Source organism: Candidatus Mesenet endosymbiont of Phosphuga atrata, assembly GCF_964020175.1.
Classification (GTDB): domain Bacteria; phylum Pseudomonadota; class Alphaproteobacteria; order Rickettsiales; family Anaplasmataceae; genus Mesenet.
Genome location: NZ_OZ026541.1, coordinates 140,456 through 159,236 on the forward strand (window position 1 = coordinate 140,456; position 18,781 = coordinate 159,236).

Genomic DNA, 18,781 nt, shown 5'->3' on the forward strand with positions numbered 1-18,781 from the left:
AAGATCAGAATTTCTAGTTGGTAATATTTGATTATAATATACTATATAATACTATAGTATATTATTATATATATAAGGTTTTTTGCCATCTTGCCAACTACCTTAAACCTGCTATGGAAGGGGATTTTAAGACGCATTTCTAGTTGGCAATTTCTTTCTGCATTTCTGCCATCCTGCCAACTTAAAATTAACAAAATAACTTAAAACAAGCCACTGCGGTCAGTTTGAGAAAAATCCTAGTTGGCAAGATGGCAAATTCTTAAACTGCCAACTTAATTTTTGCCAACTTATTCTGCCAACTTAAAATTGTCATTTATAATGAAATTATGAGTAACCCAAACGTTCGGATTTTCAACTGGCATAAGTACTCCATTTGTTGCTGATAGATAACAGCTTGGTTTAATAAATACATATTGATCTTCAGAAATTTTAAGCTCCATATCCTCAACACATAAATAACCATACTTTGATCTGGTATTTGATAATTCATGCTCAGGACTTCTCTTGAAAAATTTTATATGACCAATAGTTGCAAGATGACTTATTCTTTCGCGAATACTACGTTCACTACCAAGACCTAATTTTCCTTCAAAATATTTAGCAAATTGTGCTGTAGTATAGACTTTACCTTTATATGCTTCACTTGCAATTAACTCTAAGATAACGTCATGTCTTCTTCCACGTTCTAAATCTAGTTTCTTGTTATAATTATTCCTTACTATTCTCTCTGAATTAAAATGTGCATTACACTCTACAAATGCTCCATTTTGCCAATAAAATGAAATCTGATTTTGTTCAGATGCAGAATAATTAGATTTCTTACGACAAAGAACACGATCAATATCAGAAGCATCAGCTCTATCTGGTTTTGATAAATACCACCTAGACCTTACAGAATTATTCCATGCTGTTGAACCTCCTGTACCAGTTTTTCGTATTATTCCTGAATCAGAAGGATGAGCACATAATAAAACAGCTCCTTTTATTGTCTTTGCTATATGACCACAACAGTTTTGAATAAATTGCCTAACATGAGAGCGATCGTTTTCATTACCGCCAAATAGGTCTGCAGCTGTGTCTAAGATCACTAGCTTGGGTTGAAACAATTCAATGTCTGCAAGCAATTCTTGAAAGTAAGGAGTTAATTGGCCTATACCTTTATTATCAAAAACCATAAGAAGATTATTTTCTCCTACTCGAGATGATAAACAAATGTTGTCTAGGAAAGCAGGGGATTGCATATCCAATTGATAAAATGCATTTATTGTACATTGCCGACGCCAGAGTTCTTCTTCATCATCTTCACAAAAGACACCATATGTTTTAATTTGTTCAATATCTATGCCTAACCAAGATTTACCAATAGCAGCAGCTGTCATTAATTGTTGTGCAAGAAGAGATTTGCCAACACCACCATCGCCATAAACAGCAGTAACGCTACCAACAGGGAGCCAGTCTTTTATGATCCACTTTCTTTCTGGAGCAGTATTAGTCCAGATTGATGTATCAATTTTTTTCAATTTATTAGAGGAATTATTGTTATGATAAGGACTTTTCCTATTTGTAATAAATTCTAGAGGATTTGTTCCTTCTTGGATACAATCAGCAGCATCCCAGGCTATTGGTTTATCTTGAGGGATTTTAACGGTTGCTAAAGAGATAACGCCAAGATCGATAAGTTTTTTTGCAACTTTTTCAGCGTATTGCTTTCCTGGTTCGTCATTATCTGGCCAAATTATTATGTGTTTGCCTTTAAGTGGTGACCAGTCTGTTTTATCAATTGGTGCATTTGCTCCAGACATTGCTGTTGTTGCTGTAATACCTTGTTTTATTAAACTTTCTGCACACTTTTCTCCTTCAACAATAATGACCTTATCGGCTTTAATTATACCTGGGATATTATATAAAGGTCTTACTTCTGGTGCGGTATAGCTTGACTTTTTAACATCAAATGGCAGATATCGTTTTCCTAAAGCAGTATCATAACGATAAACCTTAACAATAGCTTCACCATTTTCATCAAGATAATCCCAAGAGATTGTGGACTCAGCTTCATTAACTTTATGTTGCCGGTAATAGCCAAGCCACTCACCAATAGATGCCATTACTTCATGAAACTCAGCCTTAACATCTTTCCTATGCGCAGCAGCCCAAAGATCTATGATATCCCCTCCTTCTCCAGTGGCAAAATCATTCCATAAACCTGCTTTATTGCCTGTTAGTTCTACTCTTAAACTCTTCCCTTTACTGCCTTGCAGGTTACCAATGCGATATTCGTTGCCATGAAAAGTGCCATTAGGAAAGAGGTAAGAAAGACAAGATCTTATGTTAAGTAAAAGCTGAGTTTTTAGTTCTTCCTTCTCTAGCAGTGGCTTATAATGTCCATTCTTTGGTAGAGTGTTAAAGTCACATGTGATATCCATAATTTTCCGTTAATAGATCCCTTACCAATAATGAATCAAGAAATCGCACGAATTTGTTCACTCATAGCTCAAAATTTTTTGACCATTAAAACCTTTGATGAACTAAATGTTGAAATAATGTAACTTTTTCTGAACATTTTGATGAATTTTCTTGATATATATAGTAGAGGGATACGAAACTCCATTATTTTAATAGTAAGAAGGCTACATAATAAGATGATATATGAAAGATAAGCTCCCAGGTAATAATGAAATCTTGTTTTATGAAACAGACAATGGAAAGGTATGTATAGAGGTCAGGTTTGAAAATGACAATCTATGGCTTACACAGAAACATATGGCTAAGCTATTTGGTTGTTCAAGTGATAATATTTCGTTGCACTTAAAGAATATTTATCTAAGTAAAGAATTAGATAAAAGCTCAACTACTGAGGAATTCTCGGTAGTTCAAAAAGAAGGAGAAAGAGAAGTAAAACGTAATGTAGTGTTTTACAATTTAGAAGCTGTTATATCAGTAGGCTATCGTGTTAATTCAGAGCGTGGCATAGCTTTTCGTACATGGGCAACTGATAAACTAAAGAATTACATTTTTAAAGGCTTTGCAATAGATAGTAATAGATTTAAGAATGGTACAAGATTTGATGCTAGATTCTTTGATGAGCTAGTAGAAGAAATAAGAGAAATTAGGGCTAGCGAGCGTATAGCTTACCAGAAAATTACAGATATTTATTCAACTTCAGTAGATTATTCAAGTTGTGCAATTGAAACAAAAGATTTCTTTGCTATAGTGCAAAACAAATTACATTTTGCCATTACTGGAAATACAGCAGCAGAAATAATCGCAAATAGAGCAAATAGAAACAAACCAAATATGGGCCTAACAAATTGGCGAAAAGCACCTAAAGAGAAAATCTTTCTCTCTGACACTCAGGTAGCAAAAAACTACTTAGATGAAAATGAAATTGCTCAATTGAATAAGATAGTGAATATGTATATAGACCATGCGGAATTTCAAGCTGCTCGAGGTAAAATAATGTATATGAAAGATTGGAAGGAAAAGCTTGACGCATTTTTAAAATTTAACGAGCAAGAGATATTAAAGGACCACGGTAAAGTTTCTCATGAGGTAGCAATTACCTTAGCTACAAAGGAGTATGAAGAATTCAGAAAAATACAAGATAAATCGTACAAGTCAGACTTCGATAAATTGGTGGAAGAAAAGAAAAATCTTAACCAAACTAACTCCAACTAAGAAATCTATACCTAAAAATAAAATATGTCGATACTCACATTAGACTTAGGGCAACAAACTGGTTGGGCAATCTTAGAAGGAGGAGTAATTGAAAGTGGCAGTAAGAGTTTTCATGTTAGTCGTTTTAGTGGTGGAGGAATGCAGTTTTTAAACTTTAGTAATTGGCTTAACTCTTTAAAGCAGAAGTTTTCTAATATAAGTGTTGTCTACTTTGAAGAGGTAAGAAGACATTTAGGAACTGATGCTGCTCATATCTATGGAGGTTTCTTAGCCCATCTTACTGCTTGGTGTGAGAGTCATTCTCTGCCTTATCAAGGTGTTGCTGTAAAGACTATTAAGCGTTTTATCACAGGTAATGGTAATGCCAGTAAAAGTGCAGTGATTGCTGCGATAAAAAATAAGGGTTTTACCCCAAGCGATGATAATGAAGCTGATAGTTTAGCACTACTATTTTATGCTATGAATTTAAATAATAATATTAATAACTTAAATAGTTTAGAAGCCTGTTGAACGGGTCCTTGGCTACTGTGGCGGGTTTTGGGTAAAGGGACCCCAGGACTTCTTTAGCGTTAGAATATTTTAAGATATTAACTTTTTAAACCAACCTTTAAAATCAATGAAAATATGAATCTTAAAATCCATTATTATCCAGTTGAAAACCTCATTGAATACGAGCGCAATCCCCGTAAAAATGACGTAGTAGTGAGTAAAATGTGTGCTGCTATTGCTGAGTTTGGCTTTCGTATACCCATTGTTGCTAAAAGTGATGGTATGGTAATTGATGGTCATTTACGTCTTAAAGCTGCAAGAAAATTAGGATTAGAGACAGTTCCAGTAGTATTTGCTGACAACTTAAATGATGCCCAAACTAAAGCTTTTCGTCTTCTTGCTAATCAATCTGCTAATTGGGCTAAATGGGATAATGATCTTTTAGCGCTTGAATTTAAGGATTTAGAAGAGTTAAACTTTGATCTTAAACTCACTGGTTTTGAGTTAGATAAAGTACAAAAGTTCTTTACTGATGAAGACAATGAGGAGGAGGATTTTTCTCATTTAACTGATAATGAAGATAAACCAGTAGTAACAAAACCAGGGGATTTATGGATTTTAGGTAATCATCGTATTTACTGTGGTGATAGTAGACTAGATAGGGCTTATAAAGCTGTTTTAGATGAGCAAGTGGCAGATATTACCTTCTGTGATCCTCCATATAATGTTGCTTATGGTAATAGCCAAGAAAGAGATGATAAGAAAATATTAAATGATGACCAAGGTGAAAAATTTGAGTTATTTCTCTATGACATTTGTTCTCACATTCTAGCCTATACTAAAGGGGCAATTTATATCTGTACAGCATCAGCCGAACTTGCAACCCTACAGAAAGCATTTAAAGAAGCAGGAGGACATTGGTCAACGTTTATCATTTGGGCTAAGAATCACTTTACTTTAGGCAGGGCTGATTATCAACATCAGTATGAAGCAATACTCTATGGTTGGAAGGAAGGTAATGAACGTAAATGGTATGGAGGAAGAAGTCAAAGTGATCTATGGTATTACGACAAACCTACCTGTAATACGCTACATCCAACCATGAAACCCTTAGAGCTAATAGAAAAGGCAATAATAAACAGTAGTAACTCAGGAGATATAGTTCTTGATCCCTTTGCTGGCTCTGGTAGTACACTTATTGCTTGTGAGCGTAGAGAAAGAATGTGTAGAACAATTGAGCTTGATCCTGCTTATGTTGATATAACGATTAAACGTTGGCAGATGTATACTAATAGGGAAGCAATATTGGCAGCGAGTGGTAAGACCTTTCTGCAAATTCAAGAACAAATCCTAGGAAAATAATTAAAGCAAGAAAATAATAAAAGGGGGGGAAAGTGGCACTTATAACCCAGACTGAATGGGCAAAAGAGCAAGGGTTTTCTAAACAGTACGTCTGTTATTTGGTGAAGAATGGTATCGTTGAGCTTAAAGACGGTATGGTTGATTCTCAGCAAGCAGATGCTGCACTTATTACCATTCGTGATCCCAGTCAACCACAAAGAAGAAAAGGTATTAACGGTAATGAAAGAGGCAATAGTGACCTTGCTGCCATGTTCCTTAAAACTCGCATTAAGAATGAGATAGAACGTGGCAAGCTTCTGGAAGCTAAAGCTAAAGCTGAAATTGGTGAACTTGTGTCGATAGATGAAGTTAAAACTGCAGCTTTCAATGTTGCAAGAGTTGTAAGAAATAACCTGCTTAACATTCCCGATAGAGTATCTGCACTTTTAGCTTCACTCGATAGTAGTGAAAAGATTCACCAAACGCTAACTGAAGAAATTAAGACAGCGCTTGAAACATTATCACAAGGAGAATTGGAGTGAGTGGCTTTACATCTACAAACACTTTACCTGCCTTATTTATAGCTGAAGAACCAATGATCAAACAAAACCTCCATTTAGAAATAATCAGATGCTTTATTAGCAACGCAGAAGTAGATGTTAACACTCAGGGGATAAATGGCAAAACTGCTCTTCATTACGCTATAGAATCTGATGATCTAGCTTTAGTAGATCTCTTATTTAACAAGAAAAATGTCAATCCTTTCATTAAAGATGATACAGGTAAAGCTCCGCTTGATTACGCCCAAGAAGAAAGCAAAACAAGAGTACTACAAGCTCTAATTGATCGTAAGTATGGACCTGATGGCGATAGCCTACTTCATTTAGCAGCAGCAATTGGTGAAGTTAAAGCAGTAAGATATTTAATTGGAAAAGGTGTAGATGTTAACTTACGCAATGCTGCGCACCATACTCCCTTACACTTAGCCGCAGGAGCAGGACATAAAAATATTGTTGAAATCTTAGTAGAGGAAGGGGGAGCAGAAATCGATGTTTTTGATGCAAGAAATCAAACTCCTTTACATTACGCTGTAAATAATAAGAGATTAAAAATAGTAGAGCTGTTAATTAAGCTTAAGGCCAATGTCAACGCAGTCAGTGTTGGTCAAAGCTCCACAGGATTATCACCACTTCATATTGCAGTAAGTAATAGCAGTTACGATGAAAGAGATCTCTGCCTTGATATAGTTAAGTGTTTAATAAATACTCCTGAGTGTAGAGTTAATCCCCAAGACCATGAGAACCAAACTCCTTTGCACTATGCTGTCGATGGTGGTGGACTCAGTACCACAGACGTTTTACTCACCAGAAAAGATATAGATCCACTGATGAAAGATGATAATGGTAAGACTCCATTTGAATATGCAGTGGAGGAGAATAAGCAAGAGATAATAAAGGTCTTAAGAGAAAATAGATACGGAATTGATAGTAACCATCTATTACATTTAGCGGCGCAAAAAGGATACACTGAAATTATCGATATTCTAATAAGAACGGGGGAAGATATTAATGTTTTAAATAATAAAAACCAATCACCAATATATTTTGCCGCAGAGCAAGGACATTTAAATGCGGTAGAGTTACTGCTTAAAAAAGGAGCAAGTCCTGCAGTTGCCCTTTACTGTGCAATTAAAGCAAATAACCTAGAGTTACTTAAGGTCTTACTGATCAGAAAAGATGTAGATCTATTTGGTAGGGATAATGAAGGCAAAACTCCTATAGATTATGCGAAAGAAAATCTTGTGATGTTTTATATGCTTAATAAATGTGCAGAAGTGATAGAAAAGAGAAATAATCATAATAAAAAGGTTAAGCTCTGTACGGTTCTCACTCTTGCAGTTATAGGTTCAATGACAGTGATTCTTACTATAGCAGTAGGAATGTATATTGGCATAGTAGGAGTATTCACTGCAGTTGCTATAGCCGTTTTAAGTCAACTTATGCAAAGATCAATTGATAACAACTGTCAGCAAGGGGTTTTAAAAGTGCTTTCAGAAACAGAAACCAGTAAAGAACCTGCTACTTTAGTTGATTATGATGAGCGAGAAAATCCCTGGCAATCAAATAATTTGGTACTAATGCAATGATTTACAGCAGTAGTTTTTATGCCGGACTAAAACCCGATCCACTGCTTAAAGTATCAGAGTGGGCAAATGAGTATCGGGTACTTTCGCAAACGGCGTCATCAGAACCAGGGAAGTGGCGGACAGCAAGAACTCCTTATTTAAAAGAAATCATGGATTGTCTCTCTCCTTCATCTGCCGTTGAGAAAGTAATCTTTATGAAGGGAGCGCAAATTGGGGGAACAGAGGCTGGTAATAACTGGATAGGTTATATCATCGATCAAACCCCAGGACCAATGCTGGTAGTACAACCAACTGTCGAGATGGGAAAGCGTTGGTCTAAAGGAAGATTTGCTCCTCTGATTGAAAGTACACCATGTTTAAAGAGTAAGGTTAAAAATCCAAGAGCAAGAGATTCAGGTAACACGGTGCAGAGTAAAGAGTTCCCAGGAGGCATGGTGGTAATAACTGGAGCTAACAGTAGTGTTGGCTTAAGATCCATGCCAGTTAAATACTTATTCTTAGATGAGATTGATGCTTATCCAGGAGATTCTGGGGGTGAGGGTGATCCAGTACTTTTAAGCATTGCGCGTACTAATACTTTTACGAGGAGAAAGATCTTTTTAGTGTCAACGCCAACAGTACATGGAATAAGTAGGATAGAGAAAGAGTTTGAAGCTTCTGATAAGCGTTATTTCTTTGTCCCTTGCCCACATTGTAATTATTATCAAATCTTAAAATGGTCACAAATTAAATGGGAAGATAAGGAGCCAGCTTCAGCACATTATGTTTGTAGTGAATGTAGTGGCAAAATAGAAAATCATCAAAAAACAGAAATGTTAAGTCAAGGGGAATGGCGAGGCACAAACATCACAGCAAACAACAAAACAGTAGGGTTTCATCTGTCGAGTCTATATAGCCCGGTTGGCTGGTATAGTTGGAGTCAAGCAGTAGAAGATTTTCTCCACAGTAAAGATAATGAACAACTACTTAAAGTATGGATAAATACTACACTCGGAGAAACCTGGGTTGATCGTGGAGAAGTACCAGATTGGAAGCATCTTTTTCAGCGTCGAGAAGATTATTTAATTGGTACAGTACCTCAAGGAGAAGTAGTACTCACAGCTGGGGTTGATGTGCAGAAGGACCGAATAGAGGTAGAAGTTGTTGCTTGGGGTAAAAATAGAGAAAGTTGGTCAATTGATTATCAAGTGTTTGAAGGCGATCCTGGACGTGATGCTGTGTGGAATAAGTTATCAGAACTGCTAAATAATCATTTCCTCGGTAACGATGGTTTGGAATACACAATCAGTATGATGGCAGTAGATGCGGGATATGCAACGCAAGAAGTTTACAATTGGATCAGAAGTCATCAAGGATGTGGAAAGGTAATGGCGGTTAAAGGAGTAAACAAAGCTCTAGTGCCACTTAGTAGCCCAAGTAAAGTTGATGTTACTGTTGCTGGACAAAAATTGCGTCGGGGCGTAAAACTCTGGCCCATAGGAGTATCAATACTCAAATCCGAGCTATTCCAATTACTTAAGCTTTTGGAGAATGAAGAAGGGTTTCCTCCCGGGTACTGTCACTTCCCTCAGTATTGCCCTGAATATTTTAAACAATTAACAGCTGAGCAGTTAATTACTAAAGTAGTTAAAGGCTATACTAAACAAGAATGGCAAAAGATTAGAGAACGTAATGAAGCACTTGACTGTCGAGTTTATGCAAGAGCTGCATCCATTGCTCTAGGGATTGATCGCTGGACAGAGAATAAATGGAACAGTTTAGTGGGTAAAAAAACTAAGAGTCAAAAGAAATCGGCAAAAGTAATACCGAGTAAGTGGATAGAGCCAAATGTACAATAGTGAGTATCTAGTTCAAGTTGAACAAGCCATACAGAAGCTGCAAAGTGGGGAAAGAGTAGTATCAATTGCTTATGGTGACCATGTAGTTAGATATGCAGAAGTGCAGATAAATGACTTACTTAATTTAAGACAGAGAATCAAAGCTGAGCTGAAAATCTCAGGGGTAAAGCCAAAGAGAAGAATTGTTTTTTCCACAAGTAAGGGGATAGTATGAAGGAATATTTATTGAAAATTAAAGAGGAATATTATATAATTAGTGTAATAATGAATTTTAGTTAGCATATGGCAGAGTCAAGAGTCAATATAACTTTCGGTCTAGAAACTTCACAACATCTTATTGAGCTAGCTGAAGCCACTAAACAGTCTGTACAAGAGTTAACAGAAAAGTTAGTAAAAGAAGCTGTTGAACTTGAAATGGAAGATATTTTATTGTCTAAAATTGCTAATGAACGTGATGTTGATGGCGCAGAGACAGTTAATTATAAAGACGTTAAGTGGAGATGTTGATTACAAAGGCACTCAGTGAAAATAAAACATTATAAAATTAAATTTTTAAAAAATGTTACTGAAAAAGATCTTCCAGCTTTACCATTAACAATAGAATCAAGAGTAAAAAAAGCCATAGATGAGCGACTTACAATTGATCCCATTAATCTTGGTGAGCCATTACGTTATAGTTTTAAAGGACACAGAAGATTAAGAGTAGGTGATTATCGAATTCTTTATAGAGTAGATAAAATAAAGCATACAGTAATTATTACAGAAATAGGACATAGAGGCACTATTTACAAGAGATAGGTGCATTGTACAAAAGGTCAACAGATATATACAAAAACTCATTTGTGCAACAACTTGCTGCATAATTAATAACAAGAAATTCAATGATACTCAAATCACTAAAACAATTATTCAATAAACCAAAGATTAAAAGCTCAGCCTGGGATATAGCAGGGTCAGGAAGGAGATTATGTCATTTTCAACCAGAAAGAGGAAGCATAAATAGCCTTCTTACTCATAACCTTGAAACTCTACGTAGTCGCGCTCGTGGTATGGTACGTAATAACCCTTATGCAGCAAATATTATTGATACGATAGTCAGTAATTGTGTTGGCACTGGAATTAAACCCCAATCAAAAGCTAAAGATGCTGAATTTAGAAAGAAACTACAACAGTTATGGCTTAATTGGACTGACGAGGCAGATAGCTGTGGCGTAAATGATTTTTATGGACTGCAGTCTTTAGTATGTCGAAGTATGGTAGAGGGGGGAGAATGTTTTGTTCGTTTGCGGGTCCGAAGAGCAGAAGATAATTTATCTGTACCACTGCAGCTGCAAGTACTTGAATCAGAACATTTAGATAATAAGAGTAACCAAACGTTAGCAAATGGTAATATCATTCGTAGTGGGATTGAATTTAACAAATTAGGACAAAGAGAAGCATATTACTTATTCAGAGAGCATCCAGGTGACGGTTCGTTAGGAGAATCAGTTCGTGTGCCAGCAAATGATGTTTTGCATATTTATAGACCTTTAAGGCCAGGACAGATAAGAGGAGAACCTTGGCTTTCTAATGTACTACTAAAACTCTATGAGCTTGATCAATATGATGATGCAGAACTTGTGAGAAAGAAAACAGCAGCAATGTTTGCTGGCTTTATCACCAGACTTGATCCTGAAGCTAATATTATGGGAGAAAGTGAAACAAACGAACACGGAATTGCCCTCTCTGGTTTGGAACCTGGAACTATGCAGTTACTTGATCCGGGAGAAGATATTAAGTTTTCTGAACCGTCAGACGTTGGAGGTAGTTATGAAGCATTCATGAGACAACAACTTCGAGCTATTGCTATTGGTATGGGCATTACTTATGAGCAGTTAACTGGAGATTTAACTAATGTTAATTATTCATCAATTCGAGCAGGGCTAATAGAGTTTCGTCGTCGATGCTCAATGTTACAACATAATATCATGGTCTTTCAATTTTGCCGTCCAGTATGGAATAGATGGCTAGAGTTAGCATTACTCTCTGGTGCAATTAAGGAAACAACAACTAGTGAATCGTTGAAAGAAGTAAAATGGATACCACAAGGATTCGATTGGGTTGACCCACTTAAGGATCAGCAAGCACAGCAGATGGCAGTAAGAAACGGGTTTAAAAGTAGAGCAGAGGTAGTGTCAGAACTTGGCTATGATATAGAAGAAATTGACCAAGAGATTGCTGAAGATCATAAACGTGCTGATTACTTTAACCTGAATTTTGATTCTGATTGTCGGGCAGATATTAAGCAAAAAGGAAATTAAATTTATGGAGAGTTCTCTATTACTAAGCAAACCACTGATGCTGGAACCAAGAAGTTTTGAATTATTATCATTACACAGCAAGAAATTACCAATCTTTAAGAATTTAAAACATATGGCGAGCAAGCAAGAGGGTGCTGCTATTATCCCCATTTATGGGATTTTAACTCAAAAACCTGGAGCTTTTGATAGTGTTTTAGGAATGACCTCATATGAAAGAATCTATGAGCAAGTAGAAGAAGCTTTAGCAGATAGTAGTATAGAGACTATTTTACTTGATATTGATAGTCCTGGGGGAGAAGTAAATGGAGTGTTTGATTTAGCTGATTTTATCTATAATGCTAGGTCAAAAAAAGAGATTATCGCAACTGTAAGTGGTGATGCTTATTCTGCTGCTTATGCTATTGCTGCAAGTAGTGAGAAGATTTTAATCACTAGAACTTCAGGAGTTGGTAGCATTGGAGTTATTGCCAGTCATATCGATCAGAGCAGTTTTGATGAGAAAAAAGGTTTAAAATATACTACAGTTTTTGCCGGTAAAAGAAAGAATGATTTAAATCCACATCAACCAATAACTTCTGAAAGTCTTAAAAATTTACAGGAAGAAGTAAACCGTCTATATGAAATGTTGGCTAATGTTATCGCACGTAATCGCAACCTTTCTGTAGGAGCGATCAAAAATACTGAAGCCGGACTTTATTTTAGTGAAAGTGCAATAGATATTGGTCTTGCCGATGGGATAACAACGTTTTCTGAACTTAAAGAAAAAATATTTATCAACAAACAAAGGAGTTTTACTATGACAGAACAAACTACAGCTAAAGAACAAATAATAAATTCCGAAGATTTAATTGATCAAGGTAAGCGCATAGGTTACGAGCAGTGTCGAAATGAAATTTTAGAAATGATACGTTTATGTAACTTATCACGTATGCCAGAGAGGTTAGGAGAATTTATTGAGCAGAATATAAGTGCGGTTGAAGCAAGAGAGATTTTAATGACCACCCTTGCCCAACAAGCAACAAAAACTGAGATTTTAAGTACTTTGCAGACAGATGTGCAAGAAGATCTGGTGATACAGGTAGCTAAATCTCGTCAATCTGCATAGTTAATAATAAAAGGAGGAAAATCTTTATGAGTTGTATAACAGAGGCCAATAATTTAAGTGATCTATTAAAATATGAAGCATCAAACATCTATTCACGCGATCAAGTAACAATTGCCAAAGGGCAGAATCTTAGTCTAGGAGCTGTGGTTAGCAAAAAAACAGATGATGGTTTAATTAAGGTTTTAAATCCAACTGCTACAGACGGCACTCAAATTGCTATTGGTGTAGTAATAAGTGACGTGGATGCAAAAGCAGCAGATACCAAAGCTGTGATAATTACACGTATTGCCCTGCTAGCTGATTGTATTTTAGTTTGGCCAGCAAATATTACTGAAGAGCAAAAAAGTAAAGCCATAAAGCAACTTGAAGAGCGTGGCATTATTATAAGAAAGGGGGTATAAACTTTATGCAAAATCCATTCTCAAATCCAGCATTTAGTATGACAGCACTCACTGGTGCAATAAATATTTTGCCAATTAATTATGGTCGTACGGAAAATTTAAAGTTATTTCCTAGTAAAGCGGTAAGATTCCGTCATATCACCATAGAAGAGCAAAATGGAGTTTTAAGTTTACTGCCAACCCAACTACCTGGAGCACCAGCAACTGTAGGAAAACGTGGAAAAAGAAAAGTAAGGACCTTTACTATCCCTCATATTCCTCATGATGATGTGGTATTACCAGAAGAGGTACAAGGAATACGTGCATTTGGCTCAGAGAATGAACTTAAAGCGTTAGCTGATGTTATCACAGATCACTTACAATCGATGAGGAATAAACATGCAATCACTCTAGAGCATCTACGCATGGGAGCTTTAAAGGGCATTATTCTTGATGCTGATGGCTCTGAATTACTCAACTTATATACAGAATTTGAAATTGCACCAAAGGTAGTGAATTTTGCTCTTAGCACTGCAACCACAGATGTAAAACGTAAGTGTATGGAAGTATTGCGTCATATTGAAGATAACTTAAGTGGTGAGTATATGACCGAGGTTCATGCACTGGTTAGTCCTGAGTTTTTTGATGCTTTAACTTCACACCAAAAAGTAAAAGAAGCCTATGAAAGATGGCAAGAAGGAGCAGCACTCCGCAATGATATGAGATCAGGATTTACTTTTTGTGGTATTACTTTTGAAGAGTATCGAGGACAAGCAACTGATCCTGATGGCAATGTGAGAAGGTTTATTGAAAAAGATATTGGACATTGTTTTCCCATGGAAACGGCAAACACATTTACTACTTATTTTGCCCCAGCAGACTTTAATGAAACTGTAAATACTTTAGGACAACCACTTTATGCCAAACAACAACCAAGAAGATTTGATCGGGGAACTGATCTGCATACTCAGTCTAATCCTCTTCCTATGTGTCACAGACCAGGAATATTGATCAAAATCACCGCTTAATATGTTTAAAAATGTTCAGAGATTATTTGCAGATTGTTTCTTATATCTAGGACAGCAAGCATTATACAAGTCAAAGAACAAATCATATTTGATACAGATATTAAAGCAACAACCAGATAGGCTTTATGAGATTGGTGAGGGGAAATTCATTGGGGAGATGTTAATACTTGAGGTAAGTGTGTTTGATGTATTACACCCAATTATAGGAGATATCTTTGTTATCAATGAGCAAAAGTATAAAATCCACTCACCACCACTTCGAGATAATTCTGGCATGTTGTGGAAAATTCAAACTATGGCAACAGAGGGTTAAGATGTTTAGTATCGAAGTAAGTAATAATATTAATAAAGTAGCCCAAGAGATAAATAGCACTAAACCACAAATAGAACTAGCAATAGTTAGAGCACTAAATAAAACAGCGCTTTGGGTAAAATCTCAAGCTAGTAGGGAAATCAGTACAGAGAAACAAATAAAATTAAAGCTAATTAGAAATAGGCTACAGGTGATTAAAGCCAATAGAAATTCTTTAAGAGCATTAGTAAGAGCAAGCCTTTACGGAATCAAAGCAGCAAAGCTTGGAAGTATGAGACAGACAAAAACTGGGGTAAAAGTTGGAAAATATATGTTTCACAGTGCATTTGTTGCCACTATGCCTAGAGGTTATACAAGTAGTTTTAAGCGTAAAGGTAAAACAGCACTACCAATACAAGAAGTGACCTTACCATTAGAACCAGAAGCATCAAAGATCATTAAGGGACTGGTGAGTAATGAAGTAGATAAGGTATTTGAAAAGTACTTTCAGCACGAACTTAATTTTATTTTGCAAAAGGTATAAAGATGTTCTGGGATGAGCTATATGATAAAATTTGTCGTACAATTAAAAATGAAATATCAGCAGTACAAACCTGTGAACACTATCCAGTAGTACGTAAAGAGATATTAGCTCCAGCAGTATTTATTGAGCTTACAAGTTTAGAGCCAGGAAAAGACCCAGGTACAGAAGAGCTTGCCCTTAGAGCTAGGTTTGAAGCAAGAGTGATAATTGATAGTAGTATAGATAATGCTTTTCTCGTTGTAAGATCATTGGCAGCTGAAGTTGCAAGAGTTGTAAACAAGAATACTTGGAATATGGAGAATATTTCACCCGCTGAATTTATATCAGCAGAAGGAGATGGGTTTAAACCGGAATTAGATGCTTATCTTGTTTGGTTAGTTGAATGGGTGCATGAGATACATGTTGGACATTCAATCTGGGTAGATAGTGATATTGAATCACATTCCATAAGTATAGGAAGTATAAGTGCTGGAGCATAATTTTGCCATCTCGCAGCTGCAGAGGAAACTAGCCAATATCATCCGTATTGGAGTTGTAAAAGAAGTAGATTATTCACAAGCAAGAGTTGTGGTCAAAGTAGATGAGATTTTAACTGGATGGCTGCCATGGATAACTTCCAGAGCTGGAGAAGAGAGGAGTTGGTTGCCACCAAGTATTGATGAACAAGTGGTGATACTTTCACCCTCAGGAGAGTTATCTCTTGGAGTTGTACTAGGGAGTATTTATCAGCAGAAATATCCAGCAGCGGAGAGTGATAAAATGATTAGTAGCTTAGTGTTTCAAGATGGAACAAAGTTATCATATAACAAAGACAGTAATCATCTTGAAGTTTCTGTGGTGGATAAAATTACACTCAAAGTTAATCAGTCAAGTTTGGAGATAACTCGAGATGGTATTAGGTTAAATGCTGAGAGAATCAACCTCAATTGAAGAAAATATGCTTATAAGTAAATCAGTTGTGCGAGTAGGAGATAGTTGTGAAGAAGATGTACCACATTTTAGTACTCATGGAAGTAGTAATGTATTTGTTAATGGCAAACCTATTGCAAGAAAATCAGATAGTTTTACTGCAGGAAAGAAAATAATACAAGGATCTGAAACAGTCTTTGTCGGTGGGCTTGGTATGGCAAGAGTGGGAGATTTAGTCTCTTGTGGATTTAAAATAAAAAATGGTAGCGATAATGTATTCTCAGGTGACTAAGAAATGAAAGGAATGAGTGTCAGTAATGGTAAAGTATTAGAAGGGTTAGAGCATTTAAAGCAATCGATAATTGATATTCTAACCACACCAATTGGCAGTAGAGTTATGAGAAGAGATTATGGCTCTAGACTATTTGAGCTTATAGATAGACCTACAAACCAAAACTTAGAGATCTATGCAGCCGTGGCTGATGCTTTAGCCAAATGGGAAAGAAGATTTAAACTTGATAGAGTTAAAATTACAGAAGTAAGTGAAGGTAAAGTTACTTTATCACTTGAAGGAAAATATCTGCCAGAAGGGAAGAATGTTTCTTTTGATATATATAACAATTTGCTTGAAGAAGTTTAGTAATTGAATATTATCTATAATATTCTAATTTTATCATATTTAATAAGGGGGATATGATGTTATCATCTTATGAATTAGTTACAGTATCAAATACTGAAGAATTAAAAGAACAGCAAAAGCGTCCATATGTAAATATAAAACGTCCTGAGAATACAACAGAGTTTAATTTGAGCATGACGATATATAAAAAAATTGAAAGATTCATGCGGCAAAATATTTTAAACGATATAAAAAAAGTGGAAGAAAAATATAAAAATTCTGTAAACAATTTTACAGCAGAAGAAATAATAGATAGTTTGTCAGAGCTTAAAGAAAAGGCACATAAGGAAAAGATTATGTTTGGTATGCCTTTTAATTTAATGCATGGTATGTTATCTGATGAAGAAAGGGAAAAAGCATTAAAGGAAGAATCATTAATAGATCATCTTATAAAGAATGTAGCTTTAATCAGAAAGCAGACTTCGAATCTTGGGGAAAATGTAAAGAGCAAACTAGATTCTCTTGCGCAAGAAATTGTACACTTAGTGGCAACAGGGACATATGTAGGTGAAGAAATAGTAGATTCGTATAGTAGTTTTATACCTGAACTTCAAACGCAAATGGGAAAACGTAATGATTACTTATCAGAGTTAGAAGAGGCTGCACGTAAAAGTATTGAAAGTGGTGCAACAGAATATGTTATAGTAGAAAGGGATCATAGGTTTTATTGCGTTAAGTATCCAAGTAGCAGTGTTATTACTCCAGCAAAATTTATTAATGCTCCAGAATTTAAAGATTTAGAATATGGTGCATTACGCGTAGGAGAAGGAGAAAATGTACTGAGATTAAATAAAGGACAGTACCATGATATGAAAGGCAGAGTAAAAATGACTTTTAACTTTGGAGAGGAAGTTCTTGAGATGAACCTATCTTCCATAAAAGCTGATGACAAGGTCAATAATGCCCTAAATTTTGGTGCAATAATAGTACATATGGATGACAAAAGTTGTGAGATCTTTGAAAAATACTGTCAAGAGTTAGAAAAAGAACCACGTTTAACCAAGATTATTGCTGGTGCTAAGAGTTTTGTAAAAGCAAAGAATGGCGAGCAACCTAACTTGCCTTTTACTATAATGGAAAGTGTAAGTGTAGCAAATTGTCCTCACTGTGGGTACAATCTTTAGTTAAAAATAGCTAGACCTCCTTTCAAAAAATTTAATTAGCAGCGAAGGAGGTCTATTGAATGGAAAAAACACCAAATGTAATTGAACCATTAAATTTTGAAGAGATCTTATCACGGATGAAGGCGGAATTAGTAAAGAAAGATCCTAATTTTTCTGCATTAGTTGAAAGTGACCCAGCGATAAAGATTTTAGAAATTGCTGCTTGGAGAGAGCTTTTGCTGAGACAGAGAATTAATGAGGCAGCTCGTGCTAATTTACTAGCTTTTGCCACAGATACGGATCTTGAGCATTTAGCTGAGTTTTATGGAGTTGAGCGTAAAGACACAGAGAATGATGAGCATTTAAGAAAAAGAGTTAAAGCTAAGATTGTTGGTTGGGGAGCTGCAGGAAGTAAAGAGCATTATCGCTATCATGCCCTATCAGCTGATATTAGAGTTAAAGATGCTTTAGTTAGATCGCCTGTTCCTGGTAATGTAGAGATTGCTATATTATCTACGGAAGGAATACCCTCTGAGGAATTGTTAAGTATTGTCAAAGAACGAGTAACCAAAGATGACATAAGAGTTTTAACTGATACAGTAACAGTGGTAGGTTGTAATATCATTCCAGTTGATATCTCTGCCAAAATTGATGCTTTATCAGATACTATTGAAAACATAAAAAAGCAGTTTATACAAAAGTTTGAATCTACTAAAAGGTTGGGTTGGAATGTAACCAGATCATGGATAATTGCTCATCTTTTTACAGAAGGGGTAGAGAATATAGAGCTTATAGAGCCAAAAGAAGATATTATAATTAAAGGCAATGAAAGTGCTATTTTAGGTAATTTTAAGATTGAGAAGGTTTATAGTCCCTAAAACGTATACGTCTATGAGCAGGCAAGATAGTATCTATTATCTCTTTTTTACTCATCAAATAGAAACAATAATAT

Annotated in this window: 22 protein-coding genes; 21 read left to right on the plus strand and 1 reads right to left on the minus strand. The window is 35.7% G+C overall.

Features of this window, described 5'->3' with window-relative positions:
* Positions 1 to 287: 287 nt before the first annotated feature.
* The gene (locus AACL09_RS00620) at positions 288 to 2,423 is read right to left on the minus strand and encodes an AAA family ATPase (RefSeq protein ID WP_339048044.1); all 2,136 of its coding nucleotides are present in this window, start codon (positions 2,421 to 2,423) and stop codon (positions 288 to 290) included.
* 223 nt (positions 2,424 to 2,646) lie between these two features.
* On the opposite strand from AACL09_RS00620, the gene AACL09_RS00625 reads away from it, so the two are divergent.
* From AACL09_RS00625 to AACL09_RS00725, 21 genes are all read left to right on the plus strand, one after another.
* Positions 2,647 to 3,675 (plus strand): virulence RhuM family protein, encoded by a 1,029-nt coding sequence (locus AACL09_RS00625; protein ID WP_339048046.1) that lies wholly within the window; start codon positions 2,647 to 2,649, stop codon positions 3,673 to 3,675.
* A gap of 24 nt (positions 3,676 to 3,699) precedes the next feature.
* Complete coding sequence (locus tag AACL09_RS00630) at positions 3,700 to 4,185, plus strand: Holliday junction resolvase (RefSeq protein ID WP_339048048.1); 486 nt, start codon at positions 3,700 to 3,702, stop codon at positions 4,183 to 4,185.
* Positions 4,186 to 4,299: 114 nt separating this feature from the next.
* Positions 4,300 to 5,526 carry a DNA modification methylase gene (locus AACL09_RS00635; protein ID WP_339048050.1) on the plus strand — a complete coding sequence of 409 codons (1,227 nt, stop codon included), beginning with the start codon at positions 4,300 to 4,302 and terminating at the stop codon, positions 5,524 to 5,526.
* Between the two features lie 32 nt (positions 5,527 to 5,558).
* Positions 5,559 to 6,047 carry a hypothetical protein gene (locus AACL09_RS00640; RefSeq protein ID WP_339048052.1) on the plus strand — a complete coding sequence of 163 codons (489 nt, stop codon included), beginning with the start codon at positions 5,559 to 5,561 and terminating at the stop codon, positions 6,045 to 6,047.
* 56 nt (positions 6,048 to 6,103) lie between these two features.
* On the plus strand, positions 6,104 to 7,651 hold the full coding sequence (locus tag AACL09_RS00645; RefSeq protein ID WP_410519817.1) for an ankyrin repeat domain-containing protein: 1,548 nt from the start codon (positions 6,104 to 6,106) through the stop codon (positions 7,649 to 7,651).
* A complete protein-coding gene (locus tag AACL09_RS00650) occupies positions 7,648 to 9,489 on the plus strand; it encodes a phage terminase large subunit family protein (protein WP_339048056.1) in 1,842 nt (613 codons plus the stop codon). Before AACL09_RS00645 ends, AACL09_RS00650 begins: the two co-directional genes overlap by 4 nt.
* Positions 9,479 to 9,703: a gpW family head-tail joining protein gene (gpW, locus tag AACL09_RS00655; RefSeq protein ID WP_339048059.1), complete on the plus strand. Its 225-nt coding sequence runs from the start codon at positions 9,479 to 9,481 to the stop codon at positions 9,701 to 9,703. The genes AACL09_RS00650 and gpW overlap by 11 nt, the downstream gene beginning before the upstream one ends.
* A gap of 68 nt (positions 9,704 to 9,771) precedes the next feature.
* A complete protein-coding gene (locus AACL09_RS00660; protein WP_339048061.1) occupies positions 9,772 to 9,996 on the plus strand; it encodes a hypothetical protein in 225 nt (74 codons plus the stop codon).
* 15 nt (positions 9,997 to 10,011) lie between these two features.
* Positions 10,012 to 10,287: a type II toxin-antitoxin system RelE/ParE family toxin gene (locus AACL09_RS00665; protein ID WP_339048063.1), complete on the plus strand. Its 276-nt coding sequence runs from the start codon at positions 10,012 to 10,014 to the stop codon at positions 10,285 to 10,287.
* Between the two features lie 83 nt (positions 10,288 to 10,370).
* Entirely contained in the window at positions 10,371 to 11,789 is a 1,419-nt protein-coding gene (locus tag AACL09_RS00670) for a phage portal protein (protein WP_339048065.1), read from the plus strand.
* Positions 11,790 to 11,793: 4 nt separating this feature from the next.
* Positions 11,794 to 12,894 carry a S49 family peptidase gene (locus AACL09_RS00675; protein ID WP_339048067.1) on the plus strand — a complete coding sequence of 367 codons (1,101 nt, stop codon included), beginning with the start codon at positions 11,794 to 11,796 and terminating at the stop codon, positions 12,892 to 12,894.
* Between the two features lie 26 nt (positions 12,895 to 12,920).
* Positions 12,921 to 13,295 carry a head decoration protein gene (locus AACL09_RS00680; protein WP_339048069.1) on the plus strand — a complete coding sequence of 125 codons (375 nt, stop codon included), beginning with the start codon at positions 12,921 to 12,923 and terminating at the stop codon, positions 13,293 to 13,295.
* A gap of 5 nt (positions 13,296 to 13,300) precedes the next feature.
* A complete protein-coding gene (locus AACL09_RS00685) occupies positions 13,301 to 14,302 on the plus strand; it encodes a major capsid protein (protein ID WP_339048071.1) in 1,002 nt (333 codons plus the stop codon).
* Position 14,303: 1 nt separating this feature from the next.
* Positions 14,304 to 14,615, plus strand: coding sequence for a hypothetical protein (locus AACL09_RS00690; RefSeq protein WP_339048073.1), 312 nt, complete (start codon positions 14,304 to 14,306; stop codon positions 14,613 to 14,615).
* 1 nt (position 14,616) lies between these two features.
* Complete coding sequence (locus AACL09_RS00695) at positions 14,617 to 15,138, plus strand: phage tail protein (RefSeq protein ID WP_339048075.1); 522 nt, start codon at positions 14,617 to 14,619, stop codon at positions 15,136 to 15,138.
* A 2-nt stretch (positions 15,139 to 15,140) separates the two neighbouring features.
* A complete protein-coding gene (locus AACL09_RS00700) occupies positions 15,141 to 15,617 on the plus strand; it encodes a hypothetical protein (RefSeq protein WP_339048077.1) in 477 nt (158 codons plus the stop codon).
* Positions 15,604 to 16,068 carry a phage baseplate assembly protein V gene (locus AACL09_RS00705; protein ID WP_339048079.1) on the plus strand — a complete coding sequence of 155 codons (465 nt, stop codon included), beginning with the start codon at positions 15,604 to 15,606 and terminating at the stop codon, positions 16,066 to 16,068. Before AACL09_RS00700 ends, AACL09_RS00705 begins: the two co-directional genes overlap by 14 nt.
* A gap of 13 nt (positions 16,069 to 16,081) precedes the next feature.
* The gene (locus tag AACL09_RS00710) at positions 16,082 to 16,339 is read left to right on the plus strand and encodes a PAAR domain-containing protein (RefSeq protein WP_339048942.1); all 258 of its coding nucleotides are present in this window, start codon (positions 16,082 to 16,084) and stop codon (positions 16,337 to 16,339) included.
* 3 nt (positions 16,340 to 16,342) lie between these two features.
* Positions 16,343 to 16,687, plus strand: a complete 345-nt coding sequence (locus tag AACL09_RS00715) for a GPW/gp25 family protein (RefSeq protein ID WP_339048081.1) — start codon at positions 16,343 to 16,345, stop codon at positions 16,685 to 16,687.
* Between the two features lie 56 nt (positions 16,688 to 16,743).
* Positions 16,744 to 17,850, plus strand: coding sequence for a hypothetical protein (locus tag AACL09_RS00720; RefSeq protein WP_339048083.1), 1,107 nt, complete (start codon positions 16,744 to 16,746; stop codon positions 17,848 to 17,850).
* Positions 17,851 to 17,909: 59 nt separating this feature from the next.
* The gene (locus AACL09_RS00725; protein WP_339048085.1) at positions 17,910 to 18,707 is read left to right on the plus strand and encodes a baseplate J/gp47 family protein; all 798 of its coding nucleotides are present in this window, start codon (positions 17,910 to 17,912) and stop codon (positions 18,705 to 18,707) included.
* The last annotated feature ends 74 nt before the right edge of the window (positions 18,708 to 18,781 follow it).